The following is a 19457-nucleotide window of genomic DNA, read 5'->3' on the forward strand; positions in this document are numbered from 1 at the left end:
CCCAGCTCCCATGACCAAGAAAACCTTTGTTGACGGATCAAACTTCAGTTGCTAGCATTACGAGAATTCAACCCTGACCAGTAAGCTTGCATCAACTATCTAGATGCTTGCCGAGCCTCGGGGTTTTTATATTTAAGACTATCGGCAATGTCTACAGCCATACTGATCGATGGCGCGTTTTTTATTAAACGGATCCGCCATTTTGAGCCCCATAACTATTTTAACGCCCAACGCATAGCCGACTTAGCGGTCCGCTGTGCCCTGCTACATTTAAAAGATGGCGAAAGAGCTGAACGTTCACTTTATCGCATATTTTTCTATGACTGCGCCCCACTTGAAAAGAAGATGCACAACCCGGTTTCTCGTCTTGCAATTGATTTTTCAAAATCTGACGAAGCTAAATTTAGACTTGAACTACATCAGCGACTGCTGAAAAAACGCAAACTAGCTTTGCGGCTTGGCGAACTGTCGAAAGCTTCAGAATGGGTGATAAAACCGTAGGTTGCTCAGTCGATCTTAAAAGGCCAGCGAAACTTAGCAACGAATCCCTTATTGGAGTCAGAGGTTGCTATCAGTACGCGTCAAAAAGGCGTAGATATGCGTATTGGTATTGATATCACTACCCTGACGTTAAAGCAGCAAGTTAACCAAATTATCCTTATTGCCGGAGACTCTGATTTTGTGCCCGCGGCCAAGTTGGCTCGCCGAGAAGGTGTCGATTTTATACTTGACCCAATGCAACAACCCGTACCACCTAAGCTAAATGAGCATATTGACGGGCTGAGAAGTACGTATTCTGCGAGGCAGAATGGTTCCACTCCGCCAAATGGTGATAACAATATAAGCGTTGAAAATCCTCTTCCTGGAAAATAAACCAGCTTTACATTAAACCTCTGACAAAAAAACTTAAGGTGGTTTATTGCTCCAACTGCACGGGCTTAGTCAATGAATCCGCTGACTAAGCGTTAAACTGCTGCATATGCAGCTTGCCCAGTACTTTTCTGCTGTCGGCAGCCATATTTAACCGTGCGGCAAACTGGCGTAGTTGTTCGTCTCTAAAGCATGGCTGCTTCCAAACCGGAAAAGGCTTTCCGAGCATAAAATTCAAGTGGCACCTCAAACTAAATTAACTTATATTTAACCATTATTTATCCATAGCAACAAAGGAACTGTTATGAAGCCTGCACATCAACTTGCCGAGAACAAATACCAATCGTTAAGAACCCGAGCAATTGTAACGGCACAAGCCTCTTTACCATCGAGTTTCCGGGATATTGTGTCACTAAGACATATTGATACTGAAGCATTACAACAAGCCAGGATCTGGGAAGCTCGCAGAAAAGGTTTAGGCACTGCGGTCCCCTGGTCTTTTGCTAATGACTATCAAGCCTGGAGCGCACGCCACCCTAGCAGGCTGGATGTTGCTACCTGGAACACAACTACACTTTGCGGGCTGGCCATAGGCATTCCAACAAAAACCGGTAAATCAATGCGGTTGGATGTGATAGAAGCCAATCCCGACAAAACAGCGCTTTCTGGGCAGGTATTTAACATTGCGATGACTGCCTTTGAGGCATATGCTGATGCTATCGGTGCTACCCAAATTAAAATTATGCGCCCGTTAAATCAAAAGTTAATTTCGCTGTATCAGCAAAAAGGGTTTATTTATCAAAAAAGCTGGGGCAGCAACCCTGAACATCTATGGAAATGGTTATGAGCAACGATAAAGCAGACAAACCAAAACTGGTTCATAGTAAAGACGTTGAAACTCGCCCTGAACCCGGCACACCAGAATTTGATGCATGGCTATTTAAGCGTGCCAAAGAGCGTGCAGCAAAGTATTTAACTGATGAGTACGATTTGGGTGATGATGAACGCGGCATACTCGCCGGTGGCTATGATCGTTTGCTGATGTCTGATGAAGAGCTGGCCGAGGAAGAAAAAGCTATGGATCAAGCTCAACAGCAGGAACGGCGTAAACACCTTAAGTCGGTTGACAACGATTAGGCATCAAACTGCTGCATATGCAGCTTACCCAGTACTTTTCTTCTGTCGGCGGCCATATTTAGCCGCGCAGCAAACTGGCGTAGCTGTTCATCACTAAAACAAGACTGAGTAAATTGCTGCAGGTAATCGCCTATCAGTTCAATATAAATAGCATTTGTTGGCATGCGGGTTTTAAATTCTGCACGAGAGCTAAAGGCGATAACTGAATATACCTGTCCCTCATTGGCCGAAGAGTTTAATTCCAGCAAATATTTTACTGCTTCGGTGTGTTTGTAGTTCTGGCGCAGTGGGTTTTGGAAACTGTGTTTACTGCGAAAATTCTGTACGGTCCACTGCGGCTGTTTCTCGCCGCCAAAAATCCAGCCTTTGTAGTTTTTAACTTCAATAACGAAAATACCAAAGGGGCTTAGTACCAGATGGTCTATCTCGGTGTAGTCACCCGTGGTAGTTGGCAATACCAGGTTAGCGTAATGCTGATAACCAGCCGGCAGTTCGCGCTGTAATACCCGCCTTAATTGCCGCTCGGCCAGAGCGCCTTTAATACTCGAATCAGTAATGCCGAATAGCTTAGCCAAGATGACTCTGGCCAAAACAATAGCCAACAAAATACCAAAGGGTATCGCCAGCATTTTCACAGTCGCGCCCAGTATTTGATTCATGCCATCGGCCGGGTTGGCCACTGCTGGTTTAGCCGCAGCGACAGCTTTAGCAGGCAACACTGCCACCGGTTTTGCACTGGTGTTTTGGGCTGAATTAGTTAGCGTTACGGGCTTGGCTGGAATATTGGTTAATACCAAATCATGGGTTGGTGCCGGTAGCGGGTTTTGACAATGGTTATCAAACTGGCGTTTGCTGTCCTGGTAGGTACTCAGCTGCGGCTGGTGGCTAAAGCGCTCTATTTGCTGTTGCAGCAAAATACAGGCAGCTTCACTGTATTGCGGTTGGCCATAAGCCAGCGGTGCGCTAAGTAATAGTAACGATAAGGTAAGCCGCCAACAGCGCATAAGGTGTCCCTGATATATGGAATGCTGATGCTAGCAGGGGAAGGTATCTGCAGCAAGGTCCAGCACATGATCAATCTTTATCTGCCCCCAATCTTTAACGTTCAACTTTCAAGGCCTGACCCTGAGTCCACACACTCTGTAAATTAATTACTTGACCAGTTATAAATTTTGAGTAAACCTAATAATAATTTAAAAAACAGTAAACAAGCAGAACTAAAAAAAAGAAAAAAGAAAAACAAGTAGTGAAGACTATATCTAAAAGTTCCAATACTTGGCGTTATAACGTATTTGAAGGAATTTAAAACGAATTCTAAAAACATTTAAAGGGAATATTAGTTAAAATGACTAACAACATTAACCTTACTTTTTGGGATATATTTACCTATTTACTAGTAGGCCTACCAGCCACTGCTATAATATCTCTTTATATATACTTAGGAATCCCCGATTCCTATACTGACGACCTTAAGAAAATCCTGCTCAATATTTCAGACTTAACGATAATTTTTCCACTTCTGGTCATTTTTGTGGGCGCTATGATAGAGCCCCTAGCAAACTTCCAAGAAAAAATAAGAAATAAGATAGTAAAAAAACTAGTAAAAGATGAAATAACTAGCAGGACAAATATTTTAGAAATAGTGAAAAAAAAATTACCCGAAGGAGTTGGCGAAAGACACGCATTCCGCTTCTGCAAGGCAATAGTCATACAGAAAACACAAAATACGAATATCGAAATTTTCCTTGCACGATTTGGGATGTACAGAAGCATTGCTTTTATCTTTCTTTCTGCCTCCCCTCTAGTTTTCATGATCAACATATCATGTACGATGAAATTACTTTACCTATTAATAATTTTTTCGCTTTATGAAATATACTATAGACGGTGTAAACACTTCTTAAAACTTTTAGAAAACGAAGTTTACTACAATTTCATTGCTTTAAACTCAGAAAGAAAGCAGGATGAAAAACCATGTTAAATCAATCCTTGTCACAAAAAAACTTAGAACAACTACAGTGGCGCACAAGTTACAAGTTCAACAATGGAATCGTTGAAAAAATATTCTTTGAAGATACATTTAAAGAAATACAGAGAAAGCTATCCAACATAGAATACGAATTCGACGACTTTAAAATTAAAAAAATAAAAAAATCCACGACAACATCAGGCAACAACATTGCCTACGATTCCGGAACAGCTGCAGACGAACTAATAATAAGAAAAGTAAATGACAATATAAAGAGACTTTTCAGAATAAAAACTGCAGATAGAAATTCAATAGTAAAGCAAGTAATTAGCCTGCTTCACGATTCTCAACCAATATTTATTACAAGGTTGGACATAAAAAGCTTCTATGACAGCATTGATGCTAATTCATTAATAGAAGAAATTACAAGAGACAATCTACTTTCATATGAAAGCAGAATGATCCTGCTTTCGTTTAGAGAGAAACTCAGCGTTCAAAGAATAAATGGACTACCTAGAGGTTTATGCTTAAGTGCCACGCTGTCTGAATTAAGACTTAGAAAGTTTGATCAAAAAATTCGCGAGATTAGAGAAGTATACTATTACGCAAGATTTGTTGACGATATTATAATTTTCTCAATATCACCAGCAACTGAAATTATTAAACTTGCGGAAAGAATCTTAAAAGAGGCGGCACCAGAACTGCAGCTAAACACCGGCCAAAAATTGTCTTTAATTTCACCTGAGAAGAACAAGAGAGATTATTCAACTCTCGACTATCTTGGTTATCGAATAAATTTTGAGAGTAGGCCAAGTAAAAAAAATAAGAGAAAAGTTGTAGTAAAGATAAGCCCGAAAAAGATTTCGAAGATTAAAAATAGAATTCAAAGATCAATTACAGCTTTTAGCTCCAACAAAAACGTTCAGCTATTAAAAGCGAGAATCAAGTTTTTAACCGGTAATCAATATGTCATAGGTGATGCTCAGAGAACAAAGTTAAAATCAGGCATTTACTACAACTATCAGCTCATAAATGACAAATCTCAGCTTTCTGAATTAGATCAACACTTCAATTCTTTGTTTACATCTCACCACCCACCTATAAAAAGTGCCATATCAGAACTAGAAAGAATGGGTTTATTATCAATGATAAAAAGGTACTCATTTAGATTCGGTTTTGAGTGCAAAGTCATGAACTCATTTGATAAACGGACGAGAACAAAAATAAAAGGCTGTTGGTAAATGAGCTTAGTAAAAGTCAACAAAAATGATATTCATAGAGTAATTCTTACTGAAGTACTTCCATATGAGACACCGATGACATTTCTAAATGAAGGTCTGTATTTCTATTTGTTAAATAAACCAAAAAAAGAATATGTAAAATCATTCATAGATAGTTTTTTTTATTACCAAAGTTACACACAACCTTATAACTATAGAATTAATAAAAATTCCTCCAGTAAAAGACTTTTATCACTAGTGCACCCAGCAATTCAGGTTAAAATTTGTTCGTTGTATAACGATTACGATCAATTAATTACTGAGCTGTGTAGTCGCAGCAAAGTATCACTTAGGGCACCAACTAAAGTAGCTAGCAGATTTTATGAAAAAGAACTTGTTAGCTATAGTAAACCAGAAAAATCTGAGTCGGTAGAAGTAGAGACAGATGCATTTGAAAAAACATCGGCTTATGCTAGCTCCTACTTTACCTATAGCAGATATAACTTTCTATATAAATTTTATGACTCATACGAGTCCCATCGGTTAGAAAAAAAATTTGAAACACTTATAAAATTTGATATATCAAAATGCTTTCATAATATATACGTGCCTTCGTTGTCATGGTCCGTTAAAACAAAAGAATTCTCTAAAAAACACTCTAGCACTTTTTCATTTGAAAAACTTTTTCAAGACATAATGATAAATGCTAATGATGACGAAGCAAGTGGAATTGTGGTAGGACCAGAATTTTCTAGAATATATGCAGAAATAATACTTCAAAGAATTGATTTAGAGATAATCGAACGCGCTAAGAATACCTTGGATCTTGAATTTGACTATCACTATTCTTTAAAACGATATGTTGATGATTACTTTCTTTTCGTAAAAGAAGCATCCATTTCAAGCAAATTGATTGATCTAATTAAAGAAACATTGGAATCATTTAAGCTATTTATTAATGATGCAAAAACAGAGGTTCATTCAGTTCCTTTCATTACTGGATTGACTATAGCAAAAATGGATTGCAGCGATCTTGTTAACACTGTTTTTTCTCAGCTAATCGACAATAACAACAAGGACGAAACTAAAGACATTAATTCCGTTCTAAAAATCAGAAACCCAGGTCGTGAGTCTAATAAATTTATAAAAGAATTAAAAAGGATAGTAAAGGAAAATAATGTCAGGTATGAAAGCCTCTCTGGTTATACCTTGTCAAAGTTCCGCCACAAGCTACAAAAATTTCTTGAAGACAATTTAGTAAAAGAAAGTATAGACTGCGGTAACACTGAGAAAATCGAGAGCTTAATACTCTTCGCTATCGAAACGTCTTTTTTTATCTACAGCATGGATATTAGAGTAAGAACTACTTATATCATAACTCAAATTGTGGTTTTGCTAAACTCAGTTACTGAAAATGCAGGAATGTCTTTCAAGGATACTGTTAGGAAAAAAATATTTGATGAATCAGTTTTATTGATTCAGAAGATGGAAGATAAAAAGAAAGAATGCAGCATAGAACTTCTTAATCTCCTTATTTCATTGAAAACTAACCTACTAGACTACCCAATGAAAGAGGAAAGAGTGTTAAGTCTATTTAATATTAAAAAAGAGAATGATAGTTATATATTTAAAGATAAAAATATTGATATTGGATATTTTCAGTTAATGGTGTGTTCTTACATATATGAGAATAAAGATCTAAAACTAGCAAGCTTTATTGAAAATCTAATATCGGAAAGGCTATCGACTGTGGATGATTTTAGAAGCGATACGGAGTTAACTTGTCTTTTTTTTGACTCTATGAGAAATCCATTCTTTTCTGAAACTTTTAAAAAATCACTATTCGATCGAGTAATGAACCTAGATTTCTTTTCAGCAAACAGAGAGATGTACTCGGAAAATGCCGAGGAAATAGTAGGATACCTCTCACACAAAGATTGGTTTTTCACATGGGATCACACTAATTTGGCACAGATTCTGATAAAAAAGGAGTTGCGGAGCCCTTATTAGTTAGTTATTTTAGTAGCGTTGAAAGAGGGGTTGCGAGACATTTATTTTGTTAATGTTCTGAGTGCAATATTTGCACCAGCGCCGATTTAGGCTCACACGCTATGTAATTCCTCTTTCAACACCTAACCAGATTTCTTTAGTCAGTTATAGTTATCACTAATAAGTCTATAATTGTTCCATCAGCTGATTTCACTTAGCAGTTAATGTTTGTTTTTCAGACTAATCACAGCAAACCAATTACGTTTAGACTTGAGCGTATCATGAGTTACTTTCCACCCGCATCTTGTTCATACATTTCCAGTTTGTACATCAAAACAACAAAGGCCGCAGTTGCGGCCTTTGTCTTATCTTAAACCCAGAAAAATTACTTTTTCTTGGCTTTAGGGTTTGGCAAGTCAGTGATTGAGCCTTCGTAGATTTCGGCGGCTAGGCCGATAGACTCGTTCAGGGTTGGGTGAGCGTGAATGGTTAACGCGATGTCTTCGGCGTCGGCACCCATTTCTACCGCTAAGCAGATTTCGCCAAGCATTTCACCAGCGTTAATACCGACAATGGCGCCACCTAAAATGCGGTGAGTTTCTTTGTCGAAGATCAGCTTGGTGAAACCTTCAGTACGGGCTGAGGCGATAGCACGGCCTGATGCTGCCCATGGGAAGGTTGCGGTTTCTACTTTTAAGCCCTGCTCTTTCGCTTCTTTCTCAGTAATGCCGGTCCAGGCCATTTCCGGGTCGGTGTACGCTACTGATGGAATGCAGCGTGGGTCGAAGTAGTGCTTCATGCCGGCAATCACTTCAGCCGCTACGTGGCCTTCGTGTACCGCTTTGTGCGCTAACATCGGCTGGCCGATAACATCGCCAATAGCGTGAATGTGTTTTACGTTAGTACGCAGTTGCTTATCAACATTGATAAAGCCGCGCTCGTCTACTTCAACACCGGCTTTAGTGGCATCTAACAGGTTGCCGTTTGGCTTACGGCCAACTGCGACCAGAATTTTGTCATAACGTACTGCTTTTTCCGGCGCGTTTTTGCCTTCGAAGGTGACGTATAAACCGTCTTTCTTGGCTTCAACTGCGGTAACCTTGGTCGACAGCATAATGTTGAAGTTTTTGCTGTTGTACTTGGTGTAGGCTTTTACCAGATCGGCATCAGCGGCCGGAACTAACTGGTCTGCAAATTCCACTACCGATACTTTAGAACCCAGCGCACGGTATACAGTGCCCATTTCCAGGCCGATAATACCGCCACCTAATACCAGCATTTCGCCCGGAATGTCTTTTAATTCCAGTGCGCCGGTAGAATCAATTACCCGGTCGTCATCTTTTGGAATAAACGGCAGGGCTACCGGCTCTGAACCTGCAGCGATAATGGCGTGTTCAAAAGTAATTTTGGTATCACCAACCTGTAAGGTGTTAGCACCGGTAAATTTACCGAAACCGTTAACTACCTTCACTTTACGCATTTTCGCCATGCCGCCCAGGCCATTGGTTAACTGGCCAACCACTTTGTCTTTCCAGCTGCGGATTTTGTCTAAATCGATTTTTGGCTCGCCAAAAGATACACCATGCGAAGCCATATCGCGTGCATCGTCAATCACTTTGGCAACGTGCAATAAGGCCTTTGACGGAATACAACCAACATTTAAACAAACACCACCTAAAGTGCTGCGTGCTTCAACCAGGGTAACCTCTAAACCTAAATCTGCTGCACGAAAGGCTGCAGAATAACCGCCAGGGCCTGCGCCCACGACTACTAACTGAGTTTTAATATCGTTGCTCATCGTATTACCTTCATAATTGTCCGGTTTTCCCGGTGTTCTGACAGCATTACTTTGTAGGGTACGGCCATCAGGCGAAAAAAGTGGCGGAATTTTAACATCAGAGCCGCCGCTCTGTAACCTAAGATTGCACTGGCAATGCAAAATTACGCCAGTTTTTGCTGGCGTAAGCCGGTTTTACATAATAATTTGCCGGATATCGGCCAGATAGCTGGCTAAGGTGGCAGTAAAGCGTGCTGCTAAGGCACCGTCAATTACCCTATGGTCGTACGATACCGACAACGGCACCATCAACTTAGGCTCAAACTCTTTACCATTCCATTTTGGCTTAATCTCTGATTTAGAGACACCTAAAATGGCCACTTCCGGTGCATTAACAATTGGCGTAAACGCCGTACCGCCAATGCCACCTAAACTGGAGATAGTAAAACAGCCACCCTGCATATCGGCTGAACTTAACTTACCTTCCCGTGCTTTGGCCGAGATTTCCATCAGCTCGCGCGAAAGTTCAATAATGCCTTTCTTATTAACATCTTTCACTACCGGCACCACTAACCCGTTCGGCGTATCTACCGCTATACCCAGGTGAATGTACTTTTTCAGAATTAAGCTCTGGCCATCTTCTGACAATGAACTGCAGAAGGTGGGGAACTCTTCCAGAGCCTTAGCCACCGCTTTCATAATAAATACCAGCGGGGTGTATTTAACGCCCATTTTTTTCTTCTCGGCTAAAGCATTCTGCTCTTTGCGGAAGTCTTCCAGGCCGGTAATGTCGGCTTCGTCAAACTGAGTAACATGCGGAATTCGCACCCAGTTGCGGTGCAGGTTATTACCCGACAGCTTCTGAATACGCGATAACGGCTTGCTTTCCACCTCGCCAAACTTGCTAAAGTCGACTTTCGGCCAGGCAATTAAATCAAAGCCCATGCTACTGCCCGCGCCTGAAGCGGATGACGATGCGCCACTTTCAGCCTGTTTTACCAGCTGCTTAACATAGTTTTGCACATCTTCTTTTACTACCCGGCCTTTGCGGCCGGTGCCATTAACTTTGGCCAGGTTAATACCAAATTCGCGGGCTAAACGGCGGATAACCGGTGAAGCGTGAGCATAAGCTTTGTTTTCAACAAAGCCGTCACCTTTATCCGCTTTATCTGTGGATTCTTTGTTGTCAGCTTTGGCTGCACTCTGCTCACTGGCTTTAGTGTCGCTTTTGCTGTCGTCTTTTTTGTCGTCCTTGCTGGTGTCTTCGCTGGCGTTGTCTTCAGAACTGGTATCGCTATCAGCGTCATCATCTGTCGCAGTTTCAAACACCATAATCAGGCTGCCGGTTTCCACTTTATCGCCAACGCTGACTTTAATCTCTTTTACCTTACCGTCGAACGGTGCCGGCACTTCCATACTGGCTTTGTCGCCCTCAACACTAAGCAGTGACTGATCAGCTTTAACGCTGTCGCCGACTTTTACCAGAATTTCAGTAACTTCTACCGGGTCGCCACCAATGTCTGGTACTTCAACATCTTTACTGGCACTGCCGGCTGATTTTTTGCTATCAGACTTTTTATCTTCTGATTTTTTGTCGTCTGACTTGCTATCGTCCGACTTTTTATCAGCTGACTTTTTGTCTTCCGACTTTTCAGCATCGTCTTTGCCATCATCTTTATTGTCAGAGGCTGACTTGCCTTCGCTGTCGCCTTCAAACAGCATAATCAGGCTGCCGGTAGCAACCTTGTCGCCGGTTTTTACTTTAATTTCCTTTACCACCCCACCTTCGGGCGATGGTATTTCCATGGCGGCTTTATCGCCTTCCACATTAATTAAAGATTGCTCAGGCTTTACCTTGTCACCAACCTTTACCAGGATTTCGGTAACTTCAACCTCGTCTGCACCAATATCCGGCACCTTAATTTCAATCGACATACGTTATCCCCTTACGCGTACAGCGGATTGGTTTTGGTTGCATCAATGCCAAATTTCTTAATGGCCTCGCTTACCACCGCTTTTTTCAGCTCGCCCTGTTTTACCAGTTCGCTTAACGCTGCTACCACAATATATCCGGCGTTTACTTCAAAATGACGACGCAGGTTCTCGCGGCTGTCAGAGCGGCCATAACCATCGGTACCCAGTACTTTGTAAGATACCGCCGGGATAAAGGCGCGAATTTGATCGGCGTAGTTTTTCATGTAATCGGTAGCGGCAATGGCCGGAGCCTTGCCCATCACTGTGGCTACAAATGGCGTTTTCTCTTTAGCGTCCGGGTTAAGCATATTGTAACGCTCAACGTCCTGGCCATCACGGGCCAGCTCGTTAAATGAGGTAACTGAGTACACGTCAGATGCTACGCCGTAATCTTTACTAAGAATTTCAGCGGCTTTACGCACTTCATTAAAGATGGTGCCTGAACCCAGCAACTGCACTTTGCCGCGATCGCCGTTATACGACTCCAGCTTGTAAATACCGCGGCGAATGCCTTCTTCGGCGCCTTTTGGCATGGCCGGGTGATGGTAGTTTTCATTCATTACCGTAATGTAGTAATAAATGTTTTCCTGATCAGGGCCATACATCCGACGAATACCGTCCTGCATAATCACCGCCAGCTCATAGACATAAGTCGGGTCATAGGAAATACAGTTAGGCACTGTGCTGGCCAATACATGGCTGTGGCCGTCTTCATGTTGCAGGCCTTCACCGTTTAACGTGGTACGGCCGGCGGTGGCGCCCAGCAGGAAACCGCGGGCTTGCTGATCACCGGCCATCCAGGCCATATCACCCACCCGCTGGAAGCCAAACATCGAGTAGTAAATGTAGAACGGGATCATTGGTAAATCGTTGGTACTGTACGAAGTGGCTGCTGCCACCCAGGACGACATCGCACCCAGCTCGTTAATACCTTCCTGTAACACCTGGCCACCTACATCTTCTTTGTAGTAGCTCACCACAGAGCGGTCTTCCGGGGTGTAGGTCTGGCCACCCGGGTTATAAATACCAATCTGCCGGAACAGGCCTTCCATACCAAAGGTACGGGCTTCGTCGGCAATAATCGGCACAATTTGCTTACCGATATGCTCGTCTTTCAGCAGAATATTCAGAATGCGGGTATAACCCATGGTGGTGGAAATTTCGCGTTTTTGCTCGGTTAATAATGAGTCAAACGCATCCAGCTCAGGCAGGGTTAACGGTTTGGTAAAGTTTGGTAAGCGCACCGGGGTGTAACCATGCAGCGCTTTGCGACGGTCATGCAGGTACTGCAACTCTGGTGAGTCTTTTGGCAGCTCAATGTAGGGTAAATCTGCTACCGCATCTTCACTGATATAGTCTTCCAGACCCAGACGCTTGCGCAGTTGCAGCACATGGGTCATGTCCATTTTCTTCACCTGGTGGGCAATATTTTTACCCTCAGCGGCCTCGCCCATTCCGTAACCTTTAACGGTTTTGGCTAAAATAACGGTAGGCTTGTCAGTGCAGTTCTGCGCGGCTTTAAAAGCTGCAAATAACTTAGACGGTTCATGGCCGCCACGTTTTAACGCAAAAATCTCTTCGTCGGTCATATCAGCAACTAATGCTGCTGTTTCCGGATACCGGCCAAAAAAGTGCTTACGGACAAAGGCGCCGTCATTGGCTTTATAGGTTTGGTAATCACCGTCAACGGTTTCATTCATCAGCTGCAGTAACTTACCGGTGGTGTCTTTGGCCAGCAGTTTATCCCAGCCGCGGCCCCATACGACTTTAATCACATTCCAGCCGGCGCCACGGAATAAGCCCTCCAGCTCCTGAATAATCTTGCCGTTGCCCATTACCGGTCCATCAAGGCGCTGCAGGTTACAGTTAACTAAAAAGCACAGGTTATTCAGTTTTTCCCGGGCAGCAAAACTGATAGCTCCGCGAGATTCCGGCTCGTCCATTTCACCATCGCCTAAAAAGGCATATACCCGCTGCTCGCTGGTGTCTTTTAATTCGCGGCCATTTAAGTACTTTAAAAAGCGCGCCTGGTAAATCGCCGCTATCGGGCCTAAACCCATTGATACGGTCGGGAATTGCCAGAACTCCGGCATCAGTTTCGGATGCGGGTAGCTGGATAAGCCATTGCCATCGACTTCCTGGCGGAAACCATCCAGTTGCTCCGCTGTTAAGCGGCCTTCAACAAAGGCACGGGCATAAATGCCCGGTGAAATATGGCCCTGATAATAGACTAAATCGCCGCCGTCTTTTTCATTCGGCGCGCGAAAAAAGTGGTTAAAGCAGGTTTCATAAAAGGCGGCAGATGACTGGTAAGAAGCCATATGGCCACCCAGTTCCAGTTCTTTTTTCGAGCCGCGCAGCACGATCATAATAGCGTTCCAGCGGATAACCGAGCGGATACGTCGTTCCAGATTAACATCGCCAGGGTAAGCCGGCTCCTGCTGTGGCGGGATAGTGTTAATGTAGTTAGTGGTAACACCGGTTGGCATGTCCACGCCTTCCAGGCGGGCCTGCTCTAATACCTGTTCAAGCAGGAACTGCGCCCGCTCCACACCTTCGGTGCGCACCACTGACTCCAGCGCTTCAAGCCACTCTTTTGTTTCCAGAGCGTCGATGTCATTCTTACTGACTTCAGACATATCGAGGTTTCCTTTGGTTGTTCACGCCCACAGGCGCATCAAATTTATAAGTATTAACCCTGCTGCGAACGACGCAAAGAGCGCTCAATACGGGAGCGCTCTTTGTCCAGGTCCAGCAGTGCTTCTTCAATAAAGGCTAAATGGCCATTGCTGGCCTGCCGCGCCAGTTCAGGCTGGCGGCTAATGACTGCCTGCATCAGCCGGCGCCGGTGATCATTTAATTTTTCGGCTATACCATCCCGCTGTTGCAGCGCCGCCAGGTTTAAACGAATGTTTTGCTCCGTTAACGGCGTTAAACTTCTTACCAGATGCAGCAACACCACATTGTGCGACGCTTCAGCGACTGCCAGGTAAAACTGACTCACCGCTTTCGCCTCTGCCTCGGCATCCTGAAACTGCTGGTTCAGGCAAATTTCTTCATATAAATTTTTGATTTTTTTATGATCGCTTTCTGTACCGCGCAGCGCAGCATAGTAGGCACAAATGCCTTCTAAGGCATGGCGGAACTCCAGAAAATCAAACTGGGAATCCGGATATTGCGCCATCAGACTAAACAATGGATCAGTTAAGTCTTTAACCAGATTATCGCAAACGTAGGTGCCGCCGCCCTGGCGCCTGCTGACTAAACCCTTGGCTTCCAGCTTTTGAATAGCCTCACGCAACGATGGTCGGGATACTGCAAACCGCTCTGCCAGCTCCCGCTCTGACGGCAGCTTCTGGCCAGGCGCAAAACTGCCTTCCAGTAGCAAGTGCTCCAGTTGGGTGACTATCTGATCAGACAGCTTTGCCGGCTTTATCTTTAAATCAGCCATAATGGGTTAATAAAATCCTTATTAAAGCACTCTCGGTAAATTGGTCTTACCAATGGTAAAAGTGGCGTTACGGTAGCATTTTTACGATAACAAGTAAATAAAGCAGAGATCCACGGCAAAGGCAAAATCAAATTTTTATTAGAGTATAAACTCGAAAAAATCCCGAAATAACAAACTGTATTAAATTGGTCTGACCACAAATAGCAGCGGTATAAAAATCCACTGACTGCAAAGCTATAAATTAACCGGCGTAACGCATACAATAGTTGCTGTTTTTTTCAGGGTATCAACGGCGCGTGTCAGAACAGTTATTAGCTACGCTTAAACAAGCTTTTGGTTACAGTGCCTTCCGCGAAGGCCAGGCAGAGGTTATTGACGCCGCCTTGCATGGCCGCGACAGCTTCGTGCTACTGCCAACCGGCGGCGGTAAATCGCTGTGCTATCAGTTGCCGGCGCTGCACTTGCCCCTGGTAACCATAGTGGTATCGCCGTTAATGTCACTGATGAAAGATCAGGTCGACGCTTTGCAGGCTAACGGCATTGCTGCGGAATTTGTTAACAGCAGTCTTAGCCGTGAGGCGGTGTTAGAGGTATTCGCAAGGCTCAGGCGCGGTGAACTAAAGTTGCTGTATGTCGCGCCGGAGCGGCTATTACAACCGGCTTTTCTTGACCGGCTATCTGACGTTGGCGTAAGCCTGTTTGCCATTGATGAAGCCCATTGTATTTCACAGTGGGGCCATGATTTCAGGCCCGACTATATGGCACTGGCATTATTAAAACAGCGCTTCCCCAGCGTGCCGGTAATGGCGCTGACTGCCACTGCCGATATCGCCACCCGCCAGGACATTGTGCAGCAGCTGACGTTGCATAACCCCTGCATTTATACCGGCAGTTTCGACCGGCCCAATATCCGCTACACCGTGCAGGAAAAATTCCGCCCCCTGGAGCAGGTGGTTAGCTATTTAAAAGAGCAGGAAGGCAGTGCCGGTATTATTTACTGCAGCTCAAGGCGTAAAGTTGATGAACTGAGCAGTCAGCTTAGCGAGCGCGGCTTTAAAGTAGCCGCTTACCATGCCGGCCATGACAGCGAGCAGCGAGGACGGGTACAGGACGATTTTAAGCGGGATGATATTCAGATTATCGTCGCCACCGTCGCTTTTGGCATGGGGGTGAATAAATCCAATATTCGTTTTGTAATTCATTTTGAACTGCCACGGACCATTGAAGCTTACTATCAGGAAACCGGCCGGGCAGGCCGGGATGGTGTGCCTGCCGAAGCCCTGATGCTGTTTGATCCGGCTGATATTACCCGGATGAAACGCTGGCTGGAAGCCGAAGAAAACCCGGCCCGGGCTGAAGTGGCCTGGCAACGGTTTCAGGCGATGGCGGCTTTTGCCGAAGCCCAGACCTGCCGCCGCTTAGTACTCCTGAATTATTTTGGTGAAGCCCGCCAGCTGCGTTGTGGTAACTGTGACATCTGCCTGAACCCGCCACAACAGTTTGATGCCACCGAGCTGGCCCGTAAGGCGCTGTCCTGCGTGTACCGGGTAGAACAAAGTTATGGCATGGCCCACGTAATAGAAGTACTGCGCGGCAGTCAGAACCAGAAAATTCGCGAGCTAGCGCACGACAAACTCAGTACCTGGGGCCTGGGCAAAGAACACAGCCATGATTACTGGCTCAGTGTATTGCGCCAGTTGGTGCATTTTGGCTATTTGCAGCAGGATATTACCCGCAATTCTGTGTTGCAGTTACTGCCGGCGGCCAGGCCGTTGCTGCGTGGTGAAACCAGCCTGCAACTGGCAGTACCGCGCTTACTGCAAAGCAACCAGAAAGTTGCGGCTAAACTGGGTAACCAGAAATACGACCGGGCGTTATTTGGCCGCTTACGGACTTTACGCAAACAACTGGCTGAACGGGACGATGTGCCACCTTTTGTGGTGTTCAGCGACGCCACCTTAATTGATATGTGCCAACGGCTGCCAACTGATAACAGCAGTATGCTGGCCGTGTCCGGGGTAGGTAATACCAAACTCAGCCGCTACGGCAGTGAATTTATTGCTGAAATCAGCGATTATCTTGCCACCCATGGATAATGTTATTTTTGTATAGCTAAAACGTAATTAATTACGCTAAGCTGCTGTTATCCCCGTGCCGGATTTCAGCATACTATGCTAGAGTTTGGGCTGTTTTTTATATTTAGCTGCCAACGGAGCGCCTAAGTGGTACCAGTAAAACCCTGGTTATATGTCTTGATGTTATGGCTTGTTAGCTGGCCTTTGCTTGCGACCCAAATTGAAAGCAACCGGCTTAGCGCTGACAGTACCAGCAAAACAGGCCTGCAATACCTGTACTATCTTAATACCACTGACGATGTAAGCCTTGATGATATTCTGGCCGATCCGGCCTACAGTCACAGCTTTCAACCGGTTAACGGCGATAAACGGATCCTGATCAGTGATCATCAGCCGGTCTGGTTTAAAGTTCGGTTACGTAATACCACGAAGCAAGCAGCAACCTGGTTAATGGAATATAATTTTCCGATGGTCGACAAACTTGAGGTGTATCAGGTTGATCGTGCCAGTAATAATATTGAATTGCTTAACCGCACCGGCAATGACTACCCGTTTTCTGAGCGGGCGCTGCCTTATCGGGGTTATGTTACCGCGCTTAATTTTGAACCAGAACAGGAGTTCGATTTATACCTGCGGGTTGAGGACGCCGCGATTATTCCCGGTGATATTACCCTGTGGCAAAGTGAAGCATTTATCAGTGTGCAGCAAGGTAATGCCATCTTTGACGGGGTGCTCAGCGGCATTTTGCTGATGCTGGCCCTGCACAGTTTTATTTTGTTTTATCAGTTACGCCAGCGGCAGCGTTTATATCAGGGCTTGTTCTTTGGCTGCTTTGCCATGGTGCTGGCTATCCTCAACGGTCTGGCCTTCCCACTATTCTGGCCGGACAATCCGGCGATAAATCTGGCTGTGTTATATATTTTCGCCGGTTTGTCGCTGTTGTGCCTTAACCTGTTTATCCGTGCCCGGTTGGAACAACCGCTGTCATTTTTCTGGCACAAAGTACACCTTTTTAATAATTTACTGACCTTAAGCCTGCTGTTCAGCCCACTGTTGATTGATGGCGAATGGCGGTTCTGGCTGCTACTTGGCACCATTATTGTTGTTTTGGGCACTAATATTCTGCTGACGCTGCACTATGCCATCGCTGGCCAGAAAAGCGCCCGCTCGCTGGCACTGGCCTGCTTCTTCCTACTGATGAGTGCAGCAATACTGACCATGGCACAACTGGGCTACTTTAAGCAGTTGCTGGAATGGCATTATTTAACCTTGTTACTTATTTTGCTGTGCATGACAGTAATTCACTTTAGTCTGGATCATATTCATTCGGAACTGACTACTGATCATCAGACAATGCTGGAACTGACCAAATACAAAACCCTGTTTCATCAGGCTGCAGAAGGGCTATTTGTCGGCAATGCGGAGGGTAAGTTACTGGACGCCAACCTGGCATTGTTGCAAATTCTGGGTTATCAGCAAATAAGTGAACTGCGTCAGGATGTCGGCGGCCACGGCATGACCCGCTTTTACGCTAACCCCAACGATAGACAAGACTTTATTGCTCAGTTGCATAAGTTTGGTCAGCAACAGGCTGAAATCCGTGGTTTGCGGGCAGACCGCAGCCCGTTCTGGGCATTGTTATCGGCCCGGCTGGTGCCGGCAACGGCAACAGAGCCCGCCTTTATCCACGGCTCAGTTATTGATATCAGTAAGCAAAAGCTGGCCTATGAGCAGCTAAGTTATCAGGCGAATCATGATGCCGTTACCGGCTTATATAACCGCCATTTTATACTGCAACAACTTACCCGCAGTTTGTATCAGGGTTCAAAACGCAACAGTAGTTTGTTATTTATTGATATCGCCCAGTTCAACGATATTAACAACCGCCTGGGTCACAGCGCCGGTGACAGTTTGTTAAAGCAGCTTGGTCAGCAACTGGCACAAAACCTTGCGCCCGCAGATATGCTGGCCCGGTTGGAAAAAGATCAGTTTGCATTACTGTCGCCAGGAAAAAATGCCAACGAAGCACTGGTTATTGCCTACCGGCTGGTTGATCAGGTTAAGCAGTTTAAATTCAACTGGCAACAGCAGCAGCTTACTATCAGTATTAATATCGGCATCCGGGTAATTGATAACAGCCGACAGGACAGTAACAGCTTTCTGATCCAGGCTGCTGCCGCTGCCGCCAGTGCCAGAGAGAAAGGTCAGAACCGGATCCATCTGTATACTGAACCGATGGCGACCAGTTAAGTATATATTTGCAGCGCCCTCTTGCTGAGCAGATCCGGCACAGCGTAAAATGGCGCCGCGACAATCCGTCGTTTCTTTATTAAGCAAATCCTATATGTATCTCGTTCGGAGTCTGTATGCAACGGCTGCGTGAATTGTCGCGTCGTGTGGAGGCTGTGTATAGCGAAATAGCGGACACTTTCAGCAATTATCAGCAACGTCAGGGCTTACAATGCCGCACTGGCTGTGGTGAGTGTTGCCTGGCGCCAACTATTGAAGCCACTACACTGGAAATGTTGCCATTGGCACTTCACTTATTTGATATTGGCCGGGCAGAACAAACTCTGGAGCAACTTGACCAGCTGACAGAGCCACAGGGCTGTCTTTTTTATCAGAAGTTATCTTTTGATGGCAAACAAGGTCAGTGCAGTGTTTATCAGCAACGCCCCAGTATTTGCCGGATGTTCGGTGCTGCTGGTTATCGTGATAAAACCGGTCAGACGTCATTATCTGTATGTAAAACCATAAAGGCAGACCACCCGGCTAAATATCAGCAAGGCCTGATTATGCTGCAAAGCTCGCTCCCACCGCTGATGATGCAAAGCAAAGAGCAGGTTAATGAACTGGACTACCAGCTAGGCAACCGGCACTACCCAATCAACACAGCGCTGCAGCTGGCGTTAGAGCAGGTAATGTTTAAAGCCTGCTACAGCTTCGAGCAAAGTGACCAGCAAATTGCCTGATCACTGAACCTTGCCCGAATTCA

15 protein-coding genes are annotated in these 19457 nt (G+C 44.9%); 10 read left to right on the top strand and 5 right to left on the bottom strand.

Going from position 1 to position 19457, the window contains the following annotated elements; translation table 11 throughout:
- The first annotated feature begins 147 nt into the window (after positions 1 to 147).
- The 4 genes from KQY15_RS08515 to KQY15_RS08530 all read left to right on the top strand — a co-directional run bounded on the left by KQY15_RS08515 (position 148) and on the right by KQY15_RS08530 (position 2007).
- The gene (locus KQY15_RS08515) at positions 148 to 501 is read left to right on the top strand and encodes a PIN domain-containing protein (protein WP_217668760.1); all 354 of its coding nucleotides are present in this window, start codon (positions 148 to 150) and stop codon (positions 499 to 501) included.
- Between the two features lie 51 nt (positions 502 to 552).
- On the top strand, positions 553 to 873 hold the full coding sequence (locus KQY15_RS08520) for an NYN domain-containing protein (RefSeq protein WP_302850309.1): 321 nt from the start codon (positions 553 to 555) through the stop codon (positions 871 to 873).
- Positions 874 to 1174: 301 nt separating this feature from the next.
- Positions 1175 to 1717: a hypothetical protein gene (locus tag KQY15_RS08525; RefSeq protein WP_217668762.1), complete on the top strand. Its 543-nt coding sequence runs from the start codon at positions 1175 to 1177 to the stop codon at positions 1715 to 1717.
- Positions 1714 to 2007 carry a hypothetical protein gene (locus tag KQY15_RS08530; RefSeq protein WP_217668763.1) on the top strand — a complete coding sequence of 98 codons (294 nt, stop codon included), beginning with the start codon at positions 1714 to 1716 and terminating at the stop codon, positions 2005 to 2007. Before KQY15_RS08525 ends, KQY15_RS08530 begins: the two co-directional genes overlap by 4 nt.
- Here the strand turns inward: KQY15_RS08530 and KQY15_RS08535 are convergent.
- Positions 2004 to 3011: a nuclease-related domain-containing protein gene (locus KQY15_RS08535; protein WP_217668764.1), complete on the bottom strand. Its 1008-nt coding sequence runs from the start codon at positions 3009 to 3011 to the stop codon at positions 2004 to 2006. The genes KQY15_RS08530 and KQY15_RS08535 overlap by 4 nt on opposite strands.
- A 341-nt stretch (positions 3012 to 3352) precedes the next feature.
- Between KQY15_RS08535 and KQY15_RS08540 the strand changes: the two genes are divergently transcribed.
- The 3 genes from KQY15_RS08540 to drt3b are packed head-to-tail and all read left to right on the top strand — an operon-like array spanning position 3353 to position 7206.
- Entirely contained in the window at positions 3353 to 3988 is a 636-nt protein-coding gene (locus tag KQY15_RS08540) for a hypothetical protein (RefSeq protein WP_217668765.1), read from the top strand.
- Positions 3982 to 5217 (top strand): antiviral reverse transcriptase Drt3a, encoded by a 1236-nt coding sequence (gene drt3a, locus KQY15_RS08545; protein ID WP_217668766.1) that lies wholly within the window; start codon positions 3982 to 3984, stop codon positions 5215 to 5217. Before KQY15_RS08540 ends, drt3a begins: the two co-directional genes overlap by 7 nt.
- A complete protein-coding gene (drt3b, locus tag KQY15_RS08550; RefSeq protein WP_217668767.1) occupies positions 5218 to 7206 on the top strand; it encodes an antiviral reverse transcriptase Drt3b in 1989 nt (662 codons plus the stop codon).
- A 364-nt stretch (positions 7207 to 7570) separates the two neighbouring features.
- Here the strand turns inward: drt3b and lpdA are convergent, their stop codons facing one another.
- The 4 genes from lpdA to pdhR all read right to left on the bottom strand — a co-directional run bounded on the left by lpdA (position 7571) and on the right by pdhR (position 14387).
- A complete protein-coding gene (gene lpdA / locus KQY15_RS08555; protein WP_217668768.1) occupies positions 7571 to 8983 on the bottom strand; it encodes a dihydrolipoyl dehydrogenase in 1413 nt (470 codons plus the stop codon).
- Between the two features lie 174 nt (positions 8984 to 9157).
- Positions 9158 to 10897, bottom strand: a complete 1740-nt coding sequence (aceF, locus tag KQY15_RS08560; RefSeq protein WP_217668769.1) for a dihydrolipoyllysine-residue acetyltransferase — start codon at positions 10895 to 10897, stop codon at positions 9158 to 9160.
- Between the two features lie 11 nt (positions 10898 to 10908).
- On the bottom strand, positions 10909 to 13575 hold the full coding sequence (gene aceE, locus KQY15_RS08565; RefSeq protein ID WP_217668770.1) for a pyruvate dehydrogenase (acetyl-transferring), homodimeric type: 2667 nt from the start codon (positions 13573 to 13575) through the stop codon (positions 10909 to 10911).
- 53 nt (positions 13576 to 13628) lie between these two features.
- Entirely contained in the window at positions 13629 to 14387 is a 759-nt protein-coding gene (gene pdhR, locus KQY15_RS08570; RefSeq protein ID WP_217668771.1) for a pyruvate dehydrogenase complex transcriptional repressor PdhR, read from the bottom strand.
- 296 nt (positions 14388 to 14683) lie between these two features.
- On the opposite strand from pdhR, the gene recQ reads away from it, so the two are divergent.
- From recQ to KQY15_RS08585, 3 genes are all read left to right on the top strand, one after another.
- Positions 14684 to 16483 (top strand): DNA helicase RecQ, encoded by a 1800-nt coding sequence (gene recQ, locus KQY15_RS08575; RefSeq protein ID WP_217668772.1) that lies wholly within the window; start codon positions 14684 to 14686, stop codon positions 16481 to 16483.
- A 126-nt stretch (positions 16484 to 16609) separates the two neighbouring features.
- Positions 16610 to 18712, top strand: coding sequence for a diguanylate cyclase domain-containing protein (locus KQY15_RS08580; protein ID WP_217668773.1), 2103 nt, complete (start codon positions 16610 to 16612; stop codon positions 18710 to 18712).
- A 116-nt stretch (positions 18713 to 18828) separates the two neighbouring features.
- Positions 18829 to 19434, top strand: coding sequence for a YkgJ family cysteine cluster protein (locus tag KQY15_RS08585; protein ID WP_217668774.1), 606 nt, complete (start codon positions 18829 to 18831; stop codon positions 19432 to 19434).
- Positions 19435 to 19457: the final 23 nt, after the last annotated feature.

It is taken from the genome of Arsukibacterium indicum (genome assembly GCF_019100565.1).
GTDB lineage: Bacteria > Pseudomonadota > Gammaproteobacteria > Enterobacterales > Alteromonadaceae > Alishewanella > Alishewanella indicum.

What these genes read in the sequence shown, in the direction of transcription:
- KQY15_RS08515 (WP_217668760.1), top strand. Translation starts at nt 148, where the DNA reads ATGTCTACAGCCATACTGATCGATGGCGCGTTTTTTATTAAACGGATC.
- KQY15_RS08525 (WP_217668762.1), top strand. Translation starts at nt 1,175, where the DNA reads ATGAAGCCTGCACATCAACTTGCCGAGAACAAATACCAATCGTTAAGA.
- KQY15_RS08530 (WP_217668763.1), top strand. Translation starts at nt 1,714, where the DNA reads ATGAGCAACGATAAAGCAGACAAACCAAAACTGGTTCATAGTAAAGAC.
- KQY15_RS08535 (WP_217668764.1), bottom strand. Translation starts at nt 3,011, where the DNA reads ATGCGCTGTTGGCGGCTTACCTTATCGTTACTATTACTTAGCGCACCG.
- KQY15_RS08540 (WP_217668765.1), top strand. Translation starts at nt 3,353, where the DNA reads ATGACTAACAACATTAACCTTACTTTTTGGGATATATTTACCTATTTA.
- drt3a (WP_217668766.1), top strand. Translation starts at nt 3,982, where the DNA reads ATGTTAAATCAATCCTTGTCACAAAAAAACTTAGAACAACTACAGTGG.
- drt3b (WP_217668767.1), top strand. Translation starts at nt 5,218, where the DNA reads ATGAGCTTAGTAAAAGTCAACAAAAATGATATTCATAGAGTAATTCTT.
- lpdA (WP_217668768.1), bottom strand. Translation starts at nt 8,983, where the DNA reads ATGAGCAACGATATTAAAACTCAGTTAGTAGTCGTGGGCGCAGGCCCT.
- aceF (WP_217668769.1), bottom strand. Translation starts at nt 10,897, where the DNA reads ATGTCGATTGAAATTAAGGTGCCGGATATTGGTGCAGACGAGGTTGAA.
- aceE (WP_217668770.1), bottom strand. Translation starts at nt 13,575, where the DNA reads ATGTCTGAAGTCAGTAAGAATGACATCGACGCTCTGGAAACAAAAGAG.
- pdhR (WP_217668771.1), bottom strand. Translation starts at nt 14,387, where the DNA reads ATGGCTGATTTAAAGATAAAGCCGGCAAAGCTGTCTGATCAGATAGTC.
- KQY15_RS08585 (WP_217668774.1), top strand. Translation starts at nt 18,829, where the DNA reads ATGCAACGGCTGCGTGAATTGTCGCGTCGTGTGGAGGCTGTGTATAGC.